Annotated in this window: 15 protein-coding genes and 1 pseudogene; 11 read left to right on the top strand and 5 right to left on the bottom strand. The window is 71.7% G+C overall.

Going from position 1 to position 21,566, the window contains the following annotated elements:
• Window positions 1–175 precede the first annotated feature (175 nt).
• A pseudogene (locus tag ACIQ9P_RS11320) lies at window positions 176–1,249 on the bottom strand (sugar phosphate nucleotidyltransferase); the annotation flags it as partial.
• 386 nt (window positions 1,250–1,635) lie between these two features.
• The gene (locus ACIQ9P_RS11315) at window positions 1,636–3,858 is read right to left on the bottom strand and encodes a (Fe-S)-binding protein (RefSeq protein ID WP_402353324.1); all 2,223 of its coding nucleotides are present in this window, start codon (window positions 3,856–3,858) and stop codon (window positions 1,636–1,638) included.
• 333 nt (window positions 3,859–4,191) lie between these two features.
• On the opposite strand from ACIQ9P_RS11315, the gene dnaK reads away from it, so the two are divergent.
• From dnaK to ACIQ9P_RS11285, 6 genes are all read left to right on the top strand, one after another.
• Entirely contained in the window at window positions 4,192–6,039 is a 1,848-nt protein-coding gene (dnaK, locus tag ACIQ9P_RS11310) for a molecular chaperone DnaK (RefSeq protein WP_402353319.1), read from the top strand.
• A complete protein-coding gene (gene grpE, locus ACIQ9P_RS11305; RefSeq protein WP_402353316.1) occupies window positions 6,036–6,668 on the top strand; it encodes a nucleotide exchange factor GrpE in 633 nt (210 codons plus the stop codon). The genes dnaK and grpE overlap by 4 nt, the downstream gene beginning before the upstream one ends.
• Window positions 6,669–6,826: 158 nt before the next feature.
• Window positions 6,827–7,984: a molecular chaperone DnaJ gene (dnaJ, locus tag ACIQ9P_RS11300; protein ID WP_402353313.1), complete on the top strand. Its 1,158-nt coding sequence runs from the start codon at window positions 6,827–6,829 to the stop codon at window positions 7,982–7,984.
• Between the two features lie 7 nt (window positions 7,985–7,991).
• Window positions 7,992–8,504, top strand: a complete 513-nt coding sequence (locus tag ACIQ9P_RS11295) for a heat shock protein transcriptional repressor HspR (RefSeq protein ID WP_402353310.1) — start codon at window positions 7,992–7,994, stop codon at window positions 8,502–8,504.
• A gap of 203 nt (window positions 8,505–8,707) precedes the next feature.
• The gene (locus tag ACIQ9P_RS11290; protein WP_402353308.1) at window positions 8,708–9,739 is read left to right on the top strand and encodes a hypothetical protein; all 1,032 of its coding nucleotides are present in this window, start codon (window positions 8,708–8,710) and stop codon (window positions 9,737–9,739) included.
• Between the two features lie 562 nt (window positions 9,740–10,301).
• Window positions 10,302–10,928 carry a hypothetical protein gene (locus ACIQ9P_RS11285; RefSeq protein WP_051740548.1) on the top strand — a complete coding sequence of 209 codons (627 nt, stop codon included), beginning with the start codon at window positions 10,302–10,304 and terminating at the stop codon, window positions 10,926–10,928.
• 7 nt (window positions 10,929–10,935) lie between these two features.
• Here ACIQ9P_RS11285 and ACIQ9P_RS11280 read toward each other — a convergent pair whose 3' ends face one another.
• From ACIQ9P_RS11280 to ACIQ9P_RS11270, 3 genes are all read right to left on the bottom strand, one after another.
• Window positions 10,936–11,937, bottom strand: coding sequence for a LuxR C-terminal-related transcriptional regulator (locus ACIQ9P_RS11280; RefSeq protein ID WP_402353306.1), 1,002 nt, complete (start codon window positions 11,935–11,937; stop codon window positions 10,936–10,938).
• A gap of 4 nt (window positions 11,938–11,941) precedes the next feature.
• Window positions 11,942–12,931 (bottom strand): LuxR C-terminal-related transcriptional regulator, encoded by a 990-nt coding sequence (locus ACIQ9P_RS11275; RefSeq protein WP_402353304.1) that lies wholly within the window; start codon window positions 12,929–12,931, stop codon window positions 11,942–11,944.
• A gap of 582 nt (window positions 12,932–13,513) precedes the next feature.
• Window positions 13,514–14,638, bottom strand: a complete 1,125-nt coding sequence (locus ACIQ9P_RS11270) for a TDT family transporter (protein WP_402353302.1) — start codon at window positions 14,636–14,638, stop codon at window positions 13,514–13,516.
• 71 nt (window positions 14,639–14,709) lie between these two features.
• Here ACIQ9P_RS11270 and ACIQ9P_RS11265 point away from each other — a divergent pair, with 71 nt between their 5' ends.
• The 5 genes from ACIQ9P_RS11265 to ACIQ9P_RS11245 all read left to right on the top strand — a co-directional run bounded on the left by ACIQ9P_RS11265 (window position 14,710) and on the right by ACIQ9P_RS11245 (window position 21,510).
• Complete coding sequence (locus ACIQ9P_RS11265) at window positions 14,710–15,768, top strand: LysR family transcriptional regulator (RefSeq protein WP_402353300.1); 1,059 nt, start codon at window positions 14,710–14,712, stop codon at window positions 15,766–15,768.
• Window positions 15,769–15,839: 71 nt separating this feature from the next.
• Entirely contained in the window at window positions 15,840–18,446 is a 2,607-nt protein-coding gene (gene clpB, locus ACIQ9P_RS11260; RefSeq protein WP_402353297.1) for an ATP-dependent chaperone ClpB, read from the top strand.
• Between the two features lie 181 nt (window positions 18,447–18,627).
• Entirely contained in the window at window positions 18,628–19,191 is a 564-nt protein-coding gene (locus ACIQ9P_RS11255) for a YbjN domain-containing protein (protein ID WP_402353294.1), read from the top strand.
• A gap of 156 nt (window positions 19,192–19,347) precedes the next feature.
• On the top strand, window positions 19,348–20,538 hold the full coding sequence (locus ACIQ9P_RS11250; RefSeq protein ID WP_402353292.1) for a pyridoxal phosphate-dependent aminotransferase: 1,191 nt from the start codon (window positions 19,348–19,350) through the stop codon (window positions 20,536–20,538).
• A 444-nt stretch (window positions 20,539–20,982) separates the two neighbouring features.
• On the top strand, window positions 20,983–21,510 hold the full coding sequence (locus ACIQ9P_RS11245; protein WP_053642292.1) for a DUF2617 family protein: 528 nt from the start codon (window positions 20,983–20,985) through the stop codon (window positions 21,508–21,510).
• The last annotated feature ends 56 nt before the right edge of the window (window positions 21,511–21,566 follow it).

The following is a 21,566-nucleotide window of genomic DNA, read 5'->3' as shown; positions in this document are numbered from 1 at the left end:
GCCCCGGTGGCCGGGCGCCGGACCGGGTCCGGTTTGCAGCGAGCCTGTTACCGCCCCGGAGCCCGGCGGCAGCCCACCGCCCCGGAGCCCCGGCGGCGCGCTACCGCCGCACGGCCACCTTCGGCCCGTGCACCGAGGCCGCGGCGCTGGTGCCGGCCGGGCACCCGCCCGGGCCGGCCGAGGTGCGGACGGCGCCGACCGGCAGCAGGGTGCCGCAGGCGATCCGGACACCGTTCGGCAGCTCGTTGTCGGACTCCACGATCGCGCCGTCCCCGATCACCGCGCCGTCCAGCGCGGTGCGGTCGCCGATGGTCGCGAAGGCGCCCACGATCGAGTCCTTGACCAGGGTGTCGGAGCCGATGACGGCACCGGGCAGGATCACACTGCCCTCGACGATGGCGCCGGCCTCGACCACCGCGCCCTCGGCGACCACGGTGCCGCCGCTGAGCACCGCGCCGTGCCGGACGGTCGAGCCGGGCAGCAGCAGGGCGTCGCCGGTCGGGCCGGGGACGGCGGGCGAGTCGACCTTGCCGAGGACGAGGTCGGCCGAGCCGCGGACGAAGGCGGCGGGGGTGCCGAGGTCGAGCCAGTACGAGGTGTCGACGACGCCGCGCAGCAGCGCGCCGGTGGCCAGCAGCTCGGGGAAGGTCTCGCGCTCGACGGAGACCTCGCGGCCGGTCGGGATCCGGTCGATGACGGAACGCGTGAAGACGTAGCAGCCGGCGTTGATCTGGTCGGTGACGATCTGCTCCGGCGTCTCCGGCTTCTCCAGGAACTCCAGCACCCGGCCGTGCTCGTCGGTCGGGACGAGGCCGAAGGCGCGCGGGTCCTCGACCCGGGTGAGGTGCAGGGTGACGTCGGCCCCGGCGGCCACGTGGCCGTCGCGCAGGGCGGCGATGTCGACGCCGGAGAGGATGTCGCCGTTGAAGACCAGGACCGGCTCGTCGGGCCCGCAGGTGAGCCCGGTGGCCGCGTTGCGGATCGCGCCGCCGGTGCCGAGCGGCTCGCGCTCGGTCAGGTAGACCAGCTCGATGCCGTAGGGGGTGCCGTCCTGGAAGTGGTCCTCGAAGACCTCGGCCAGGTAGGAGGTGGCGAGCACCACGCGGGTGACCCCGGCCGCCGCCGCGCGCGCCAACTGATGCGCGATGAACGGGACGCCTGCCACGGGCAGCATGGGCTTGGGGGTGTGGGTGGTCAGCGGACGCAGTCGCGTGCCCTTACCACCGACCAGCATGATCGCCTCGGTCATGGTCTGCGCTGTTCCCCTTGTGCTCTGTGCGGCCCGGCCCGGCGGGCCGATACCTCCGTCGGTGTGGTGTACGCCGTTCCGGGGGCCGGAACGGATCGACCGGCTCACGGCCGGTCCGCGGCCTACTGTATTTCCTTCTGACAGGAGCGCCGCCCGGTGGTCCGGACCTCCCGCGCCCGGGACGGGCCCGGGCGCGGGAGGTCCGCCGCCGCGAGAAGTCCGGAACGGTCACCGGAAATGCGCGGAGCGACCGCCCGGGAGGCCGGGAACGCCCGCCGGAAACGCCCGGCCCGGGCGGGTGCCGGTGGCACCCCCCGGGCCGGGTGGTTGTTGCAGAACTGTCGAACAACCGGGCCGGTTCACGGCCCCGTCGGGCGGGACGCCGCTCAGGCGTCGACCGTCTGCGGCTCCTCGGCCCCGGCCGGCGGGACGGCCTTGACCGAGTCGAGCAGCAGCTGGGCGACGTCCACGACCTTCAGGTGCTCCTTGGCCGCGCCCTCGTTCTTCTTGCCGTTCACCGAGTCGGAGAGCATCACCAGGCAGAACGGGCAGGCGGTGGAGACGATGTCCGGGTTCAGGGACAGCGCCTCGTCGACGCGCTCGGTGTTGATCCGCTTGCCGATGCGCTCCTCCATCCACATCCGCGCGCCACCGGCGCCGCAGCAGAAGCCGCGCTCCTTGTGCCGGTGCATCTCCTGCTGGCGCAGACCGGGGACCTTGTCCATGATCTCGCGCGGCGGGCTGTAGACCTTGTTGTGCCGGCCCAGGTAGCAGGGGTCGTGGTACGTGATCAGGCCCTCGACCGGGTTGACCGGCACGAGCTTGCCCTCGTCGATGAGGTGCTGCAGCAGCTGGGTGTGGTGGATGACCTCGAAGTGGCCGCCCAGCTGCGGGTACTCGTTGGCGATGGTGTTGAAGCAGTGCGGGCAGGTCGCCACGATCCGCTTGACCGGGGCGTCCTCCAGCGCGGCGTTCAGGGTCTCGACGTTCTGCGCGCCGAGCATCTGGAACAGGAACTCGTTGCCCAGGCGGCGGGCGGAGTCACCGGTGCAGGACTCCTCCTTGCCGAGGATCGCGAACTTCACGCCCGCGGTGTGCAGCAGTTCGGCGAACGCCTTGGTGGTCTTCTTCGCCCGGTCCTCCAGGGCGCCGGCGCAACCCACCCAGTACAGGTACTCGACCTCGGCGGGGTCGATGTCCTCGCCGATCACCGGCACCTCGATGCCGGTCTCCTTCTTGAGCTCCTTGACCCAGTCGAGGCGGGCCTTGGTGGCCATGCCCCAGGGGTTGCCCTTGTTCTCCAGGTTCTTGAGCATGGTGCCGGCCTCGGTGGGGAACGAGGACTCGATCATGACCTGGTAGCGGCGCATGTCGACGATGTGGTCGATGTGCTCGATGTCGACGGGGCACTGCTCGACGCAGGCGCCGCAGGTGGTGCAGGACCACAGCACGTCCGGGTCGATGACGCCGTTCTCCTCGGCGGTGCCGATCAGCGGGCGCTCGGCCTCGGCCAGGGCGGCCGCGGGGACGTCCGCCAGCTGCTCGGCGGTGGCCCGCTCCTCGCCCTCCATGTCCTTGCCGCCGCCGGCCAGGAGGTAGGGGGCCTTGGCGAAGGCGTGCTCGCGCAGGCTCATGATCAGCAGCTTCGGCGAGAGCGGCTTGCCGGTGTTCCAGGCCGGGCACTGCGACTGGCAGCGGCCGCACTCGGTGCAGGTGGAGAAGTCGAGGATGCCCTTCCAGGAGAAGTGCTCGACCTGGGAGACGCCGAAGACGGCGTCGTCGGCCGGGTCCTCGAAGTCGATCGGCGCGCCGCCGCTGGTCATCGGACGCAGCTCGCCGAGCGCGGTGGAACCGTCCTCGGCGCGCTTGAAGTAGATGTTGAAGAAGGCCAGGAAGCGGTGCCAGGCGACGCCCATCGAGGGGTTGACGCCGATGGTGATCGCCCAGGCGAAGGAGGTGCAGATCTTCAGCATCGCGAAGATGTAGACCAGGTTCTCCAGGGTCCCGTGGGACAGGCCGCGGAAGGCCGCCACCAGCGGGTAGGAGATCAGGTACTTGGCCTCGTAGGAGCCGACGTGCTCCAGCGCGCCCTCCAGGCCGCGCAGGATCATGATGCACAGGCCGATGCCGAGGATCGTGTACTCGACGTAGAACGCCTGCCAGGCGATCGAGCCGGCGAAGCGGGACTTGCGGCCCGCCCGGCCGGGCAGGCTCAGCAGGCGGATCACGATCAGGGCGGCGATGCCCAGCGTGGTGAAGGTGCCGACCAGCTCGGTGAACAGCTCGTACGGCAGCCAGCCGCCGAGCACCGGCAGCACGAACTCGGCGTCGAACAGCTGGAAGAACGCGGTGAGCAGGGTCAGGCCCAGGGTGAAGAATCCGACCGCGACGAACCAGTGGGCGACGCCGACGATCCCCCAGCGGTTCATCCGGGTGTGGCCGACGAACTCCACGGCCACGGTCCTCGCGCGCTGGGCGGGTTGCCCGAAGCGGCTGGCGTCCGGCTGGCCGGTCCGCACCACCCGGTAGATGTACAGCGCCGCGCGAGCGGCGAGCGCGGTGCCGACCACGAACGTGACCAGCGAGATGACGATCGCTGCTAGCTGCATCGGCTCTCCGTCTCCTGCGGCTTGCTTGTTGCGGGTGTGCGGTGTCTTCGGGGCAGTGTACTCGCCGGTAACTTCCAGGGCCGACGGCCCGGACATTACCGCTGGGCAACACTTCTCCTGAAGATGCTCAAGGTATGGCGGCAGTCACGTGAACGCACGCCCGGGGCACCCCCGGCCGTGTCCCGACCGCGTCCCGGCCGCTCCCCGGCACCCGTTCGCGCACGTTTCCACTCACCAAAGTTGAGCGCCGAGGACTCATAGCTGTTGACGCGTCCCGGCCCGTCATGCATCCTTGAGCCTGTAAAGCTCAACTCTTCCGTGGAGGTATTTACGATGGCACGCGCGGTCGGCATCGACCTCGGCACGACGAACTCGGTCGTCAGCGTTCTGGAGGGTGGCGAGCCCACCGTCATCACGAACGCCGAGGGCGCGCGGACCACGCCGTCCGTCGTCGCCTTCGCCAAGAACGGCGAGGTGCTCGTCGGCGAGGTGGCCAAGCGCCAGGCGGTCACCAACGTGGACCGCACCATTCGCTCGGTCAAGCGCCACATGGGCACCAGCTGGAAGATCGGGCTGGACGGCAAGGACTTCAACCCGCAGCAGATCAGCGCCTTCATCCTGCAGAAGCTGAAGCGCGACGCCGAGTCCTACCTGGGCGAGACGGTCACCGACGCTGTCATCACCGTCCCGGCGTACTTCTCCGACTCCGAGCGCCAGGCGACCAAGGAGGCCGGTGAGATCGCGGGCCTCAACGTCCTGCGCATCGTCAACGAGCCGACCGCGGCCGCCCTGGCCTACGGCCTGGACAAGGACGACCAGACCATTCTGGTCTTCGACCTCGGCGGCGGCACCTTCGACGTCTCGCTGCTGGAGATCGGCGACGGCGTCGTCGAGGTGAAGGCCACCAACGGTGACAACCACCTCGGTGGCGACGACTGGGACCAGAAGGTCGTCGACCACCTGGTCAAGGTCTTCCAGGCCGGCCACGGCGTCGACCTGTCCAAGGACAAGATGGCGCTGCAGCGTCTGCGCGAGGCGTCCGAGAAGGCCAAGATCGAGCTGTCCTCGTCCTCCGAGACCTCGATCAACCTGCCCTACATCACGGCCTCCGCCGAGGGCCCGCTGCACCTGGACGAGAAGCTCACCCGGGCCCAGTTCCAGCAGCTCACCTCGGACCTGCTGGAGCGCTGCAAGGTCCCGTTCCACAACGTCATCAAGGACGCGGGCATCGCCCTCTCCGAGATCGACCACGTCGTCCTCGTCGGCGGCTCGACCCGGATGCCGGCCGTCGCCGAGCTCGTCCGCGAGCTGACCGGCGGCAAGGACGCCAACAAGGGCGTCAACCCGGACGAGGTCGTCGCCATCGGCGCCTCGCTCCAGGCCGGTGTCCTCAAGGGCGAGGTCAAGGACGTCCTGCTGCTCGACGTCACCCCGCTGTCCCTCGGCATCGAGACCAAGGGCGGCATCATGACCAAGCTGATCGAGCGCAACACCACGATCCCGACCAAGCGCTCCGAGATCTTCACCACGGCCGAGGACAACCAGCCGTCCGTGCAGATCCAGGTCTACCAGGGCGAGCGCGAGATCGCGGCGTACAACAAGAAGCTCGGCATGTTCGAGCTGACCGGCCTGCCGCCGGCCCCCCGCGGCCTGCCCCAGATCGAGGTCACCTTCGACATCGACGCCAACGGCATCATGCACGTCGGCGCGAAGGACCTCGGCACCGGCAAGGAGCAGAAGATGACCGTCACCGGCGGCTCCGCGCTGCCGAAGGACGACATCGAGCGCATGATGCGCGAGGCCGAGCAGTACGCGGAGGAGGACCACAAGCGCCGCGAGTCCGTGGAGACCCGCAACCAGGCCGAGCAGCTCGTGTACTCCACCGAGAAGTTCATCGCCGACAACTCCGACAAGCTCCCGGCCGACGTCAAGACCGAGGTCGAGGCCGCCATCGGCGAGCTCAAGGAGGCCCTGAAGGGCGAGGACATCGCGAAGATCCGCGAAGCCTCGGAGAAGGTCTCCACCACCGCCCAGAAGCTCGGCCAGGCGCTCTACGCCAACGCCGACGCCGCCGGTGCGGCGGGCGCGGCCGGTGACGCCGCCGACGCCGGTGCCAAGGACGACGACGTCGTCGACGCCGAGATCGTGGACGACGAGAAGCCCAAGGGCGGTGCGGCATGACGGAGAAGCCGCAGGGTGCCGAGCCCGGCGACGACTCCGCCGCCGAGGAGGCCGTGATCAAGGCCGCCGAGGAGGCCGCCGCGGCCGGTGCCGAGGGCACCGACGCGGGCACCCCCGGGGACGGCACGGCCAAGCAGTTGGCCGAGCGCACCGCCGACCTCCAGCGCCTCCAGGCCGAGTACCAGAACTACCGCAAGCGGGTCGAGCGCGACCGGCTGACGGTCCGCGAGATCGCCGTCTCCAACATCCTGGAGGCACTGATCCCGGTCCTGGACGACATCGGCCGGGCCCGCGACCACGGCGAGGTGACGGGCGGGTTCAAGTCCGTCGCCGAGTCGCTGGAGACGGTCGTCGCCAAGCTGGGCCTGCAGCAGTTCGGCAAGGAGGGCGAGCCCTTCGACCCGACCATGCACGAGGCGCTGATGCACAGCTACTCGTCGGAGGTCACCGAGGACACCTGCGTCCAGATCCTCCAGCCCGGCTACCGGATCGGCGAGCGGATCATCCGCCCGGCGATGGTCGCGGTCGCGGAGCCCCAGCCGGGCACCCAGACCACGCCCGGCCCGGACGCCGACACCGCCAAGGGCGGGGAGAAGAAGGACCAGGCCGACGGTGGCTCGGACAGCTGACCACCGGTGACAGCTGACAACCTGTGCGCTGCGGAGTCGTACGCCGGCCAGTACGGCGGACGGCTCCGCAGCGCGCTGTCGACGTTCCCCGGCACCACTGGCCGGGTCCCAACCGTTGACAGCACTGTGACGATGGACCTCGGGAGGTGGCACCGGCCATGAGCGGCAAGGACTACGTGGAGAAGGACTACTACAAGGTCCTCGGCGTGCCCAAGGACGCCAGCGCCACCGAGATCAAGAAGACGTACCGGAAACTGGCGCGCGAGTTCCACCCCGACGCCAACAAGGGCGACGCCAAGGCCGAGGAGCGGTTCAAGGACATCTCCGAGGCGTACGACGTCCTCTCCGACGAGAAGCGCCGCAAGGAGTACGACGAGGCCCGCAGCCTCTTCGCCAACGGCGGCTTCCGGTCCGGCGGCCCCGGTGGCACCGGCAACTACAGCTTCGACTTCGGCGACCTCTTCAGCGGGAGCCAGGGCGGCGGCAACGGCAGCGGCGGGATCGGCGACGTCTTCGGCGGTCTCTTCAACCGGGGCGGCCGGCAGGCCCAGCCGCGGCGCGGCTCCGACGTCGAGACCGAGGTGACGCTCTCCTTCGAGGAGGCCGTCGACGGTGCGACCGTCCCGCTGCGGATGACCAGCCAGGCCCCCTGCCGCCTCTGCAACGGCACCGGCGCCAAGTCCGGCACCACCCCGCGGGTCTGCCCGACCTGCGTCGGCTCCGGCACGGTGAGCCGGGGGCAGGGCGCCTTCGCGCTCTCCGAGCCCTGCCGGGACTGCCGCGGCCGCGGCATGATCGTCGACGACCCGTGCACCGACTGCCACGGCAGCGGCCGGGCCAGCTCCGCCCGCACCATGCAGGTCCGGATCCCGGCCGGCGTCCAGGACGCCCAGCGGATCCGGCTCAAGGGCAAGGGAGCCCAGGGCGAACGCGGCGGCCAGCCCGGCGACCTCTACGTCAGCGTGCACGTCGACCCGCACCCGGTCTTCGGACGCAAGGGCGACAACCTGACCGTGACCGTGCCGGTCACCTTCCCCGAGGCCGCCCTCGGCGGCACCATCGAGGTGCCGACCCTGAACGGCCCGTCGGTGAAGCTCAAGCTGCCCCCGGGCAGCGCCAACGGCCTGACCCTGCGGGCCCGCGGCAAGGGCGCCACCCGCAAGGACGGCACCCGCGGCGACCTCCTGGTCACCGTGGAGGTCGTGGTGCCCCAGACCGTCACCGGCGACGCGCTGTCCGCCCTGGAGCAGTACCGCGAGGCGACCGCCTCCGACGACCCACGAGCCGCCCTGTTCAGAGCGGCGAAGGGAGCGTGACGACCAGATGATCCCCGACGAACCCATCGGACCCGGCCTCGGTGACGGCCTGCCCGGTGGCGGCGCCCGGCGCACCACGCGCCGCAGCGCCCCGCAGCCCCAGTACGTGCTCACCGAGGAGACCCCGGTCTACGTGATCTCGGTGGCTGCCGAGCTCTCCGGTCTGCACCCGCAGACCCTCCGCCAGTACGACCGGCTCGGCCTGGTCTGTCCCGACCGCACCGCCGGCCGGGGCCGCCGCTACTCCGCGCGCGACATCCAGCAGTTGCGCGAGGTCCAGCGGCTCTCCCAGGACGAGGGCATCAATCTGGCCGGCATCAAGCGGATCATCGAGCTGGAGAACCAGGTCACCGCCCTCCAGTCCCGCATCGCCGAACTGGCCGACTCCCTGGAGGGCGCGGCCACCGCCCTCCAGCAGCGCGAGGCGACCATCCACGCCTCCTACCGCCGCGACCTGGTCCCCTACCAGCCCCCCACCCCGCACTCCAGCGCCCTCGTCGTCTGGCGTCCCAGGCGCTGACCTCCCGCGCCGCCCTGCCGACGCCGCCGGTTTCCCCCTGGCCGGGGGGTGCCGGCGGCGCGGCCTTTGGTGAGAGAGTGCTCGGTGCAGGTAGCAGCAGATCGAGAAACACCGATGCCGGCCCTCGAAGGCTCTGTCCAAGATCCCCGTCGAAGTCGGCGCCCCGGCTTCGCACAGCCCTATCCGACACCAGGGAGCCGCAGATGAGCGAGACGGCCGATCCCGGACTCACCTCAGGCGGTCTCGGCGTCCTTTCGGATAATGCGCGCAAGCTGTATCTCGACATCCTGCACACCCACGGTCGCCTGATGCCCGAAAACCGGGAGGCCACCGACGCCAAGTACCTTCAGGAGCTTCTCGACATCGGCCTGCTGGTGCCGGACACGGACGATCCGAACGTCCTGGTGGCCGTGGACCCGCAGCAGCTTTCGTCCGGACTCATCGCCTCCTGGCAGCGCAAGGCCCTCGACCTGCTCTCCCGGGCCGAGGCACTGCCGATCGACCTGAAGGACCTGACCGAGGCTTTCCACACGCCGAAGCAGACCGGCGGCAGCATCGAGTACGTGCGCGGAAAAGTGCTGATCAACCAACGGCTGGGGCAGTTGACCACCAGTTGCACCGAGGAGTTCCTGGCCGCGCAGCCGGGCGGTCCCCGGCCTCCGGAGGCCCTCGCCAGCAGTCGGGACCGGGATCTGGCCCTCCTCCAGAGAGGCGCCAAGTTCCGGACGATCTACCACCCGAGCACCCGCTACCATCCGGCCACCAGGGACTACGTCCTGGCGATCACGGACGGGGGTGGGGAGGTCCGCACGCTGGACGAGCCCTATACGCGCCTCATCGTCGTCGATCGGCGCACCGCCATCATTCCCGTCGCCGACGACCTGAATGTGGCCGCGTTCATTCACGACCGGGCGATCATCAGCTATCTGGTCTCCGAGGTCTTCGAGCGCAACTGGAACCGCGCGCTCGAATTCGACGGCGCCCGAGCGGTGCCCCAGGAAGTCATCTCACGCCTGCGACAGACGATCATCGATCTGCTGCTCAAGGGCACCAGTCATCGCGTCATAGCCAGGAGCCTCGGCATCAGTGAACGGACCCTCGCACGTCACATAGCGGACATGCGGGAGGACTACAAGGTCGATTCACTGTTCCAGCTCGGATACGTGCTGGCCCGGACCCCTCAGCACGGTCACCCCGAGAGCCGGTCGGACGGGCTGGACCAGGTCACCGACTGACCCGGCGAGCCCTCCGACGGACCGGCTCAGGTCCAGTTGCTGTCGCTGTCCGTCAGTGCCACCGTCCGCAGCTCCGAGGACGCGGGGCCGTGCGACGCGGGCTGGTGGCCGGAAGCTGCCGAGACAATCTGGCTGCTCGCGGTCAATACTGCTACAACGGCAGCGATCGAAACTGCCACAATGCGAACGTGCCGGCGCAGGCGAAGCATGCGATCACGCCTTCCTGAGTAGTCGCAAGGTATCGAGCAATGGGAACAGCTGAGCAATCGACCACATAATGCCCCAGCTCGAACGCGCGCGCCACATGCCCCCTGCGCAGAAGTGCGTCATCTCCATGCCAGGCAGTCAGATGACACCTCTCAGCAGTGGACTCGACCGCCCCGGGCGATGGACGATCAGTTCGCTCCCGATGGTCCCGGCAAGCTCACCACACTTGCCGATGTACCTTCAATTCACCATTCGGCCCCGCATCTCGGGCGGAGACCGCAGCCACGCCGATCGGAACCCCTGACCCAACCCTGCCGGACCTGGTGAACCCGATCAGCCACTCCCCGGAGTCGACATGACTGAGCCCTACCTGCGTCACCACGACAGCCAGGCCCACGAGGGTCGGCGTGCACGAGTCTTCCTGGCCGCGCCGCTGATGCGGTTGACCGGGCCGGCGGACAGTGTGGTGACTCTCGCCAGCCGGACGCGGCTGACGACCCTCCGCACCACCCTTCTCCGCAGTGGCGCCGCCGTCTACAGTGCCCACCACAGCGACGCCTGGACCGTCGCCGGGCGCGCCCCCGAGCCGCGGGTGCCGTCCGACTTCCGCGCCCTGCAGTCCGCCGACCTGGTCTTCGCCTACGTCGGCGCGCCGCTCTCCGCCGGCGTCAGCCTGGAGCTGGGCTGGGCGTCCGCGCTGCGCAAGCCGATCGTCCTGCTGGTGGACGAGGCCATCACCCACAACCCGCTGATCGCCACCATCGAGCAGGTCGCCCCCGTCCTGCCGCTGGTCTTCGACGACACCTGGTCCCAGGAGGCCCTCCACCACACCGTGGAGACCGCCCTCGACTGGGCCGGCATGGCGCTCTCCCTGCGCGAGGGCTTCTGGACCGCCCCCGGCGAGCAGTTCACCGTCCCCCGGCAGCAGCCCCCGGCCGTCGGCCCGACCGGCTACTGGCCCACCGGCGCGGCCACCGGCTGATCGCGGGTCAGCCACCGGACTCCCCCGTCCGGGCTCCCCGCATCTGCCAGCCGAGCTGGAACAGCGTCTCCGCGTCGTACATCTCCCGGAGCCGGGAGATGTGGGCGGCCACGGTCCGCTCGCTCAGTCCCAGCCGTGCGGCGATCGTCCGCTGGGTGAGCCCCTGGGCGAGCAGCCGGCCGACCTGCTCGTGCACCGCGGAATCGGCCGTACCGGCGGCCAGCGCGTCCCAGTTGACGCCTTCGGCGTGGTGCCAGTGCTGCTCGAAGGTGTCCACCAGGAACGCCACCACGGCCGGATCGGTCACCAGCACGGCCCTCGTCCCGTCGGCGCCCTTCGGCAGCACCGCCACCGATCGGTCGAAGATCACCAGCCGGGTGAAGTCGGCGGCCAGCGTCCGGATCGAGCAGCCGAGTCGCGTGACCTCCGCGGCGTAGTCGACGGTGGCCGGGTCGAGCCTGGCCGGCGGCTGGTAGATCGTCCGGATGCTGCCGCCCCTGCGCAGGTAGGCACTGGTGTGGTGGAGCATGTCCGCGATGACACCGGCCGGACGGGCGCCTCCCGGCTGCATGGTCATCGACTCGTGCGGGTACTCCCGCGCGAGGCAGGTCAGCAGTGTGCGGATCTCCGGCACACCCTCGACCTGCTCCACACCTCCCGTCACATCGAGGTGGCGCGAGGTGCGTTCGTAGGCCCGGACGAGTTCGTCCAGACGGTCCGGCAACCGCTCGGACTGCTGGAGCAACCTGACCCCCTCCGCCCGCAGGTCCGCCGCCACCTGGTCGGCGAGCGCCCGCGGGCTCACGGCCACGTACGACGAGTCCAGGGCGTGCGGCACCAGCAGGCCGAGACGGATCAGCGCCTCCAGCGCGCCCCGGTCCGCCGGGTCCACCTCGGCGGCCCCGATCCGGCCGCCCTCGCGCAGCACCGCGAGGTAGAGCTCCCGCGCGGCCTCGTCCGGCAGTGCCGCGTTCAGCACCTCCGAGGTCATGGGCACGGCCGGGGTCACCGGGTCATCCGTCGTCACGGCCGCCCCGCATCAGCCAGCCGAGCTGGAACAGGGTCTGGGCGCCGTAGCGGTCGCGCAGGCGGGAGATGTGGGCGGCCACCGTCCGCTCGCTGAGGCCGAGGCGGGTGGCGACAGCGCGTTGGGTGAGGCCGCGGGCGAGCAGGCGGCCGACGCGTTCGGGGGCGCTGTGGGCGGCGGCCCGGGTGGGCGGGGCGGCGCGACCGATGGCGTCGGCACGACACCAGTCGCGTTCGAAGGCGTTGACGATGAAGGCGATCGCGGCCGGGTCGGAGATGAACGCGGCGGTGCTGTGGTCCTCGGAGGCCGAGATCACGGCGACCGAGCGGTCGAAGATCATCAGCCGCTGGATGGGCTCGTCCAGGATCCGGATCAGCGAGCCCCGCCGGGTGACCTCCTCGGCGTAGGCGAGGGCGGGCGGTTCGGACATCGCGACCGGCTGGTAGATGGTGCGCAGCGAACAGCCGCGCCGGAGCAGCTGGACGTCCTGCTGGATGGCGATCTCGAGGGCGTCGGCCGGGCGGGGGCCCGGCTGGGCGGTGAGGACCTCGGTGCGGCAGTCGGAGACCAGTTGCGAGATCCGGTGCCGGATGTGGATGTGGCCCTCGATGTGGACGGCCCCGCCGGAGCGCTCGGGCGGCCGGGGCATCGCGTCGTAGGCGCGGGTGAGGGTGTCCAGGGTGCCGGGGAGGTTCTCGGCGCGGACCAGGAGCCGGGTGGCCTCGCTGCGGAGTTCGGCGCCGAGGCGGTCGCTGACCGAGCGGGGGCTCACGGCGGTGTAGCAGGCGTCCATCGGATTGGGCACCAGCAGGCCGATGGAGACGAGTCCGTGGACGGCTTCCCGGTCGGCCTCGGGGACGTCGGCGAAGCGGATCCGGCCACCGTCTGCCAGGATCGCGAGGTAGAGGCGGCGGGCGGTCTCGTCGGGGACTCCGCCCGGGGCGTCCTCCGCGTCCGCCGTCGCTCCGAACGTCACGTCGAACGCTCCCTGCCGGGTTCTCTGGGGTGTGCGTGCTCTTCGCGCGCCGCACGGTGCCGACGGCCCTCACCGTACTGGGGACCGACGGGCCCCCGGACCTCGGGTGCCGTCGCACACGGGTCCGGGGAGCCGTCGGTCCACGCCGCGGTCCCGGTGCTTCCGGCGAGGCGGAGCAGCAACGCCTCGCCGGCTCCGGTCCCGGGGGCCATCACCACACATGGCGTCCCGGCCGGCGCTCTTCCCCCCGATATGCAGGCACGTGCGGACGTACCGGTCGCATCCAGTATTGAAGAGCAAGTCACCGTCATCGGGCTGCGGTTGCCCGGACGACCTGGCGTGACTCCACCCTCACAGCGTGACGGCCGGTGAACAAGTGCCGCCCTGCTGCATGTTCTCGCAATTGCAGGAACCTGCAGCACCGGGGCGGCCCCGACCACCGCGCGCCACTACCGATTCCTGCGAAAGCCCAGGTCAGACGGGTATGACGGAAGTTTTCCAACCGTCCGTCCGGTTGGTGGCGGACGCGTGGAGTCCGGAAGACCGGACGCGGGGAGCGGTCGGCGCCGGCCCCGGCGGGCCTCAGCGGGCCAGCAGCCGTCCGCCGGCCAGCGCGGCGGCCGTGCCGCCGGCCGCGAGCGCCCAGCCCGCCAGCAGCAGCGCGAACAGGCCGACGGCGAGCCCGGTGAAGCCGGCGAAGCCGGTGTGCCGGGCCAGCGCGGCCGCCCCGGTGACGCAGGTGCCGATCGGGAAGGTGAACGCCCACCAGGTCATCCCGAAGCCCATCCCGGCCCGGCGGGCGCGCAGATTGGCGGCGAGGGCGAGCAGCAGCCACAGCATCGCGACACCGAGCACGGCCACGCCGTACAGCTCGGCGAGCGGGAGCGCGACCGGGGCGAGGTCGGGGAGGACCGGGCCGGCGGCGTCCGCGAGCTGGTGCACGGCGGTGGTGGACTGGCCGAGCGGGCCGAGCACCAGGAACAGGGTCGGGGTGAGCGCCGGCGCGGACAGCTTGCTGTGCACCAGGCCGGTGAGCACCACCGGCAGCAGGGCCAGGGTGGCCAGCAGGCCGACCCCGAACAGCGTCGCGCAGCCGTACAGCAGGGCCTGCCGGGCCCCGCCGGCGGGCAGGTGCGGGACCAGCGCCGGGCCGGCGGCGGAGGCGACCAGCGGGGCGACCACGGGCAGCAGCCAGGTCGGGTTGGCGCCGAGCGGGGAGACCCTGTGCCGGGTGATCATCAGGTACGGGATGCCGACCGCGACGGCCAGCGCGTACAGCGTGCCCACCGTCCACAGCACCAGGTCGATCGCGACGGCCGGGCCGGTGCCGACGACCCGGGAGCCGATGGTCAGGGTTCCCAGGCCGACCGAGATCAGCGCCATCGGCGGACAGCCGTAGAAGACGGCGGTGGCCGGGTTCTCCAGCAGGTGCTCCCGGGCGGCCTCGCGGTGCCGGGTGAGGTGGACCGCGCGGGCGGTGCCGAGCAGCAGCAGGGCCACCAGTCCGAGTGCCCACACCACCTCGGCGAACCCCAGCAGGCCGGGCCACCGGACCGGGAGGGCGGCCGCGCCGTTCGCCACGATCGCCGTCCCCATGACCACCGCGTACCAGTTCGGGGTGAGCTGGGAGAGGTCGAGGCGGCGACCCCGGGCGACGAGGCGGGCCCGGGCGGACGGGGGGGGAGCGGCGCTGAGCAGGGTGACCATGCCACCAACCGTCTCCCGGGGCGGCGGCCGCCGGTAGCGCCGCCCGCTCTATGAGGGCATAGCCTGAATCTATGCCCCTCTCCCCGCGCGTCCCCGAAATCGGTGCCCTGGAGCTGCTGCTCGCGGTGGCCCGGCTCGGCAGTGTCGGCCGGGCGGCCGCCGAGCTCGGGGTGAGCCAGCCGACCGCCAGTGCCCGGATCAAGGGCATGGAGCGGCAGATCGGCGTCGCGCTGCTGGAGCGCTCCCCGCGCGGCTCCCGGCCCACCGAGGCGGGCCGGCTGGTGGTCGAGTGGGCCCGGCAGGTGGTGGAGGCGGCGCAGGCGCTGGACGCCGGGATCGACGCGCTGCGCGAGCGCCGGGACGCCCGGCTGACCGTGGTGGCCAGCCTGACCGTCGCCGAGTACCTGATGCCGGGCTGGCTGCTGGCGCTGCACGCGACCAACCCGGGCACGGCGGTGACGCTGCGCACCGCCAACTCGGCGGACGTGGCCGGGCACGTGCTGGCCGGGGACGCCGACCTGGGCTTCGTCGAGGGGCCGCTGCCGCCGGCCGGCCTGGCGGGCGCGGTGGTGGCGGCGGACCGGCTGGTGGTCGTGGTGGCACCGGACCATCCGTGGGCCCGGCGGCGTTCCCCGCTGTCCGGGGCGGAGCTCTCGGCGACCCCGCTGGTGCTGCGCGAACCGGGCTCGGGGACGCGGGAGGTGCTGGAGATGGCACTGGCGCCCTACGGCGGCACCGCGCCCCCGCGACTGGAGCTGGCCTCGTCGACGGCGCTGAAGGCGGCGGCGATGACCGGCGCCGGGCCGGTCTGTCTGAGCGAGCTGGCGGTGGTGGAGGAGTTGGCGACCCGGCGGCTGGTGGCGGTGCGGCTGGCGGACGAGCTGGATCTGCGGCGGCCGCTGCGGGCGGTCTGGCCGTCCGGGCAGCGGCCCACCGGCCCGGCCCGGGAGCTGCTGGCCCTGACCCGTCGGACGGCGGGGACGCACCAGGCGAGGATGGCCCAGGCGCGGACCCTGCCGCCGCGGGCGGCGGCCCGTCCGGCCACCGGGACGGGCACGGCCGGAGCCGCCGCCGCGCGGAGCGAGCGGCCCGTTCTGCGGGCCCGCCCCGACCGTTCACGCAGAAGTTGAGCGGAATGGACTCAACTTAGTGCATGCTGTAGAGAGCAGACATCAGCTCGACGAGGGAGGACCCCCCAGCAGTGGACGCCAGCAAGTTCACCACCAAGACGCAGGACGCCCTGTCCGCCGCGATCCGGCAGGCCGGCTCGGCCGGCAACCCGGACGTCAAACCGGTGCACATCCTGATCGCCCTGCTGGAACAGCCCGAGGGGATCGCGAAACCGCTGCTCGAGGCGGTCGGCGCGGACGTGCCCGCGATCGACGCCGACGCCCGCCGACAGCTGACCGCGCTGCCCAGCGCCTCGGGCTCCACCGTCGCCGCGCCGCAGCTGGCCCGCGACACGATGGCCGTGCTGACCGAGGCCGGCCGGCGCGCCGACGACCTCGACGACCAGTACGTCTCCACCGAGCACCTGCTGGTCGGCCTGGCCGCCGAGGGCGGGGCGGTCGCCGAGCTGCTGGTGCGGCAGGGCGCCACCGCCAAGGCGCTGCTGGCCGCGTTCAAGGACGTCCGCGGCAGCGGCCGGGTCACCTCGCCGGACCCCGAGGGCACCTACAAGGCCCTGGAGAAGTACGGCACCGACCTCACCCAGGCCGCCCGGGACGGCAAGCTCGACCCGGTGATCGGCCGGGACCAGGAGATCCGCCGGGTGGTCCAGGTGCTCTCCCGTCGGACCAAGAACAACCCGGTGCTGATCGGCGAGCCCGGCGTCGGCAAGACGGCCGTGGTCGAGGGCCTGGCCCAGCGCATCGTGGCCGGCGACGTGCCGGAGTCGCTGCGCGGCAAGCGGCTGGTCTCCCTGGACCTCGGGGCGATGGTGGCCGGGGCCAAGTACCGCGGCGAGTTCGAGGAGCGGCTGAAGGCCGTCCTCAACGACATCAAGCAGAGCGACGGCCAGGTCGTCACCTTCATCGACGAGCTGCACACCATGGTCGGCGCGGGCGCCGGCGGCGACTCCGCGATGGACGCCGGCAACATGCTCAAGCCGATGCTGGCCCGCGGCGAGCTGCGGATGGTCGGCGCCACCACCCTGGACGAGTACCGCGAGCGGATCGAGAAGGACCCGGCCCTGGAGCGCCGCTTCCAGCAGGTGCTGGTCGGCGAGCCGAACGTCGAGGACTCGATCGCCATCCTGCGCGGCCTCAAGGGCCGGTACGAGGCGCACCACAAGGTCCAGATCGCGGACGCCGCGCTGGTCGCCGCGGCCACCCTCTCGCACCGGTACATCACCTCCCGCTTCCTGCCGGACAAGGCGATCGACCTGGTCGACGAGGCGGCCTCGCGGCTGCGGATGGAGATCGACTCCTCTCCGGTCGAGATCGACGAACTCCAGCGCGCCGTCGACCGGTTGCGGATGGAGGAACTCGCCCTGGAGAAGGAGTCGGACCCGGCCTCGGTCGACCGGCTGGCCAAGCTCCGCCGCGATCTCGCCGACAAGAACGAGCAGTTGAGCGTTCTCACGGCCCGCTGGGAGCAGGAGAAGAAGAGCCTGAACCGGGTCGGCGAGCTCAAGGAGCGACTGGAGGACCTGCACGGCGCGCTCGAACGCGCCCAGCGGGACGGCGACTTCGAGCGCGCGTCGAAGCTGATGTACGCCGAGATCCCGGCCGCCGAGAAGGAGCTCACCGACGCCCAGGAGCGCGCCGCCGGCGAGGACACCTCCGCCTCGATGGTCAAGGAGGAGGTCGGCCCGGACGACGTGGCCGATGTGGTGGCGTCCTGGACCGGCATCCCGGCCGGCCGGCTGATGGAGGGCGAGAGCTCCAAACTCCTGCGCATGGAGGAGGAGTTGGGCCGACGCCTGATCGGCCAGCCGGAGGCCGTACAGGCCGTGTCGGACGCCGTGCGGCGCACCCGCTCGGGCATCGCCGACCCGGACCGCCCGACCGGCTCCTTCCTCTTCCTCGGCCCCACCGGCGTCGGCAAGACCGAACTCGCCAAGGCGCTGGCCGACTTCCTCTTCGACGACCAGCGGGCGATGGTCCGCATCGACATGAGCGAGTACGGCGAGAAGCACTCCGTCTCCCGCCTGGTCGGCGCCCCGCCCGGGTACGTCGGTTACGAGGAGGGCGGCCAGCTCACCGAGGCGGTCCGCCGCCGCCCGTACAGCGTGGTGCTGCTGGACGAGGTGGAGAAGGCCCACCCCGAGGTCTTCGACGTGCTGCTCCAGGTGCTCGACGACGGCCGGCTCACCGACGGCCAGGGCCGCACGGTGGACTTCCGCAACGCGATCCTGATCCTCACCTCCAACCTGGGCAGCCAGTTCCTGGTTGACCCGACCACCCCGGACGAGCGCAAGAAGGACCTCGTCCTGGAGTCCGTGCGGGCCGCCTTCAAGCCGGAGTTCCTCAACCGGCTGGACGACATCGTGGTCTTCGACCCGCTCGGCACCGCCGAGCTGACCCGGATCGTCGACCTCCAGGTGGCCCGGCTCGCCGACCGGCTGCGCGACCGCCGGCTCGACCTGGAGGTCTCCGCGGCCGCCCGGGACTGGCTGGCGCTCACCGGTTACGACCCGGCGTACGGCGCCCGGCCGCTGCGCCGGCTGGTGCAGTCCGCGATCGGCGACCAGCTGGCCCGGGCGATCCTGGCGGGCCAGGTGCACGACGGCGACACGGTGCTGGTCGAGCGGGACGAGACGGGCGACCGCCTCACCGTGCGGGCCCGCGGACCACTGGAGAAATGACCCCCGGGACCGGTGCGCCGGGCCCGGCGCGCCCCCGGATCACCCGGGGGCGCGCCCCGATCCGGCCATGCCGCCCCGGCTTGCGGGCACCCCTGTGAGGTGGGCCCCGGATGAGGCAGGATGGACTCGGAAGGGCGGCCTCTCATTGCCGACCACCACGTGCACTGAGGAAGAGGACCCCATGAGCATCGACCCGTCGTCCATCCCGTCCTTCGGCGCGCCGCAGGGCGGTCAGCCCGGCGGCCAGGACGGCCGACCGGCCGGCCCGCCGCCGATCATCGTCCCGGACCAGGCCCTGGTGGGCCAGCTGCTCGACCAGATGCAGCTCAAGCACGTGGTCGACGAGGAGGGTGACCTCACCGCTCCCTGGGAGGGCTTCCGCGTCTACTACATGTTCCGCGGCGAGCAGAAGGAGCTCTTCGCGGTGCGCGCGTTCTACGACCGCGCGTACCCGCTGGAGAAGAAGGGCGAGATCCTCGACCTGATCGACGAGTGGAACCGGGAGACCCTGTGGCCCAAGGTCTACACCCACACCCACGAGGACGGCGTGGTCCGGCTGATCGGTGAGGCCCAGATGATCGTCGGCACCGGCGTCAACCTGGACTACTTCGTCACCACCACCGCCAACTGGACCCAGGCCGCGGTCGGCTTCGAGCAGTGGATCGTCGAGCGCCTGGGCCTCCAGGACGAGATCGAGGGCGAGGGCGGCGAGGACAAGCCCGCCGACGGCACCGACCAGAACTGAGCCGCCGGGGAGACCCCGCGCCCGGCCCGCCACCGACGCCCGGTGGCGGGCCGTTCTTGTCCCCGGGGCCCCTCGGGCCCCAGGATGGGCCCGACCGGGCCCGACCGGGCCGGGAACGGCCCGACCGCCGCCGACACCGAGGTACGAGGAGCCGTGATGGGTGCGAGGCCGCTGCTGAACCGTCGACTGGACGGGCTCGGTACGACGATCTTCGCGGAGATGTCCGCGCTGGCCACCGCCACCGGCTCGATCAACCTCGGCCAGGGGTTCCCCGACACCGACGGCCCCGAGGAGGTCCGCGAGGCCGCCGTCCGGGCCCTGCGCGACGGGCGCGGCAACCAGTACCCGCCCGGCCCGGGCGTCCCCGAGCTGCGGACCGCGATCTCGGCGCACCAGCGGCGCCGCTACGGCCTCGACCACGACCCGGACACCGAGGTCCTGGTCACCGCCGGCGCCACCGAGGCCATCGCCGCCGCCCTGCTCGCCCTGCTGGAGCCGGGTGACGAGGTCATCGCCCTCGAACCGTTCTACGACTCCTACAGCGCCTGCATCGCGATGGCCGGCGCGGTCCGGGTCCCGCTCACGCTGCGCGCACCCGACTTCCGCCCCGACCTGGACCGGCTGCGCTCGCTGGTCACTCCCCGCACCCGGCTGCTGCTGCTCAACTCCCCGCACAACCCGACCGGTCTCGTCCTCTCCCCCGAGGAACTCGCGGCCGTCGCCGAACTCGCCGTCGAGCGCGATCTCCTGGTGGTCACCGACGAGGTCTACGAGCACCTGGTGTTCGAGGGCGCGCACCACCCGATCGCCGCCCTGCCGGGCATGCGCGAGCGCACCGTGTCGATCTCCTCGGCCGGCAAGACCTTCTCCTTCACCGGCTGGAAGGTCGGCTGGGTGACCGGCACGCCCGAGCTGGTCGCCGCCGTCCGCACCGCGAAGCAGTACCTCACCTATGTCAGCGCCGGCCCGTTCCAGTACGCCGTCGCCGAGGCCCTCGCCCTGCCCGACAGCTACTTCGACGGCTTCCGCGCGGATCTGCGGTACAAGCGCGACCTGCTCGCGGACGGCCTCGACGCGGCCGGATTCCGGGTCTTCCGCCCCGGGGGCACCTACTTCGTCACCACCGACATCACCCCCCTGGGCGAGCAGGACGGCATCGAGTTCTGCCGCACCCTGCCCGAACGCTGCGGAGTCGTGGCCATCCCCAACGCCGTCTTCTACGACGACGTCGAGGCGGGCCGCCCGCTGGTGCGCTTCACCTTCTGCAAGCGGGTGGACGTGCTGGAGGAGGCGGTGGACCGACTGACCCGGCTCCGTCCCGTCGACCGGACCTCTCGCACGTCCTGACGATTCGTCAATTCCCCCGACAGGCAGTGGCCTTGCTGCCCGTCGGGCAATGCGTCCTGCCTGCGCGGCAGGGTTTCGCCGAAGGCCGGTGCCGTGCGCCCGGCACATCGGGGGCGAGGGCGCACGCGTCGTGCGAACGGCGTGCGAGCCGCTCACACGGCGTGCAGGCCGGGGCGAAAGGCGCGCGCGGTGCACAGTCGCACACCGGGTCGATCAGAGCAGCGAAGCCGATGTGCTCGAAACGGTGAATGCTTGACAAAGTTGGGTAAATCACCGACGGACCCGGCGTATTCGTGCTTCTCTGCTGCTGAATCTCCAGCCGGAATCCTTCCTTCCACGGTCGGCCGCGCCCTGGACCGCACAGCCACGACCAGCCCCGCCTCGGCCCGGGCCCATTCGCTGCTGCTCGGAGGGCGCGCACGGAGCTGAAACCCGGAGCCGAGCATGCTCACCACTTTGCAGACCTCCTACACGGACACCCGCGCGGGTGACCTGGCCTGGTGCCTGGGCGGCGAGCCGCTGCCCGCCCTCGCGGTCCGCGACCTGAGACTCGACGGCCCCGGCCACCCCGGCCCGTCCGGCACCCTCCAGCTGCGCCTGCTGGGCGCCTCCCACCAGGTGGTGATCGCCGCCGGGCCCGGCCACTGCCTGGAGACCGTCGCCTGCCTGCCCGGCCGCCGGACGCCGCTGCCCGCCCGGGTGGCCAAGCAGGTCGACGGCTGGGAGTACGAGTTCGCGGCCCGGATCGAGGCCCTTCCGCCGCATGACTTCGCCGCCCGCGCCCAGGAGTTGCTCGCCCTGGTCGAGGGCCATCCGCGCGGCCTGGCCGGCGTCTTCCCCGGCGATCCCAGCGCCTTCACCGCGCTGGTCACCCAGGGCGGGGTGGACCGCCTGCTCTGGCGCACCTGGCACGCCTATCCGCAGGAGGGACGGCTGGTCTGCACCCGCTCCTCACTGGTGGTCGCCCGATGACCCGCACCGGTCCCGCCGGGTCGTCGACAGCCCCGGCCCCGCACCTTCATTCGTAC

It is taken from the genome of Kitasatospora sp. NPDC094019, from assembly GCF_044764505.1.
GTDB lineage: Bacteria > Actinomycetota > Actinomycetes > Streptomycetales > Streptomycetaceae > Kitasatospora.
The sequence above is the reverse complement of the archived record's forward strand: the minus strand, read 5'-3'. Positions and strand labels throughout refer to the sequence as shown.

Bases quoted from the DNA above. Each gene is read 5' to 3' on its own strand.
- ACIQ9P_RS11315 (WP_402353324.1), bottom strand. From the start codon at position 3,858: ATGCAGCTAGCAGCGATCGTCATCTCGCTGGTCACGTTCGTGGTCGGC.
- dnaK (WP_402353319.1), top strand. From the start codon at position 4,192: ATGGCACGCGCGGTCGGCATCGACCTCGGCACGACGAACTCGGTCGTC.
- grpE (WP_402353316.1), top strand. From the start codon at position 6,036: ATGACGGAGAAGCCGCAGGGTGCCGAGCCCGGCGACGACTCCGCCGCC.
- dnaJ (WP_402353313.1), top strand. From the start codon at position 6,827: ATGAGCGGCAAGGACTACGTGGAGAAGGACTACTACAAGGTCCTCGGC.
- ACIQ9P_RS11295 (WP_402353310.1), top strand. From the start codon at position 7,992: ATGATCCCCGACGAACCCATCGGACCCGGCCTCGGTGACGGCCTGCCC.
- ACIQ9P_RS11290 (WP_402353308.1), top strand. From the start codon at position 8,708: ATGAGCGAGACGGCCGATCCCGGACTCACCTCAGGCGGTCTCGGCGTC.
- ACIQ9P_RS11285 (WP_051740548.1), top strand. From the start codon at position 10,302: ATGACTGAGCCCTACCTGCGTCACCACGACAGCCAGGCCCACGAGGGT.
- ACIQ9P_RS11270 (WP_402353302.1), bottom strand. From the start codon at position 14,638: ATGGTCACCCTGCTCAGCGCCGCTCCCCCCCCGTCCGCCCGGGCCCGC.
- ACIQ9P_RS11265 (WP_402353300.1), top strand. From the start codon at position 14,710: ATGCCCCTCTCCCCGCGCGTCCCCGAAATCGGTGCCCTGGAGCTGCTG.
- ACIQ9P_RS11255 (WP_402353294.1), top strand. From the start codon at position 18,628: ATGAGCATCGACCCGTCGTCCATCCCGTCCTTCGGCGCGCCGCAGGGC.
- ACIQ9P_RS11250 (WP_402353292.1), top strand. From the start codon at position 19,348: ATGGGTGCGAGGCCGCTGCTGAACCGTCGACTGGACGGGCTCGGTACG.
- ACIQ9P_RS11245 (WP_053642292.1), top strand. From the start codon at position 20,983: ATGCTCACCACTTTGCAGACCTCCTACACGGACACCCGCGCGGGTGAC.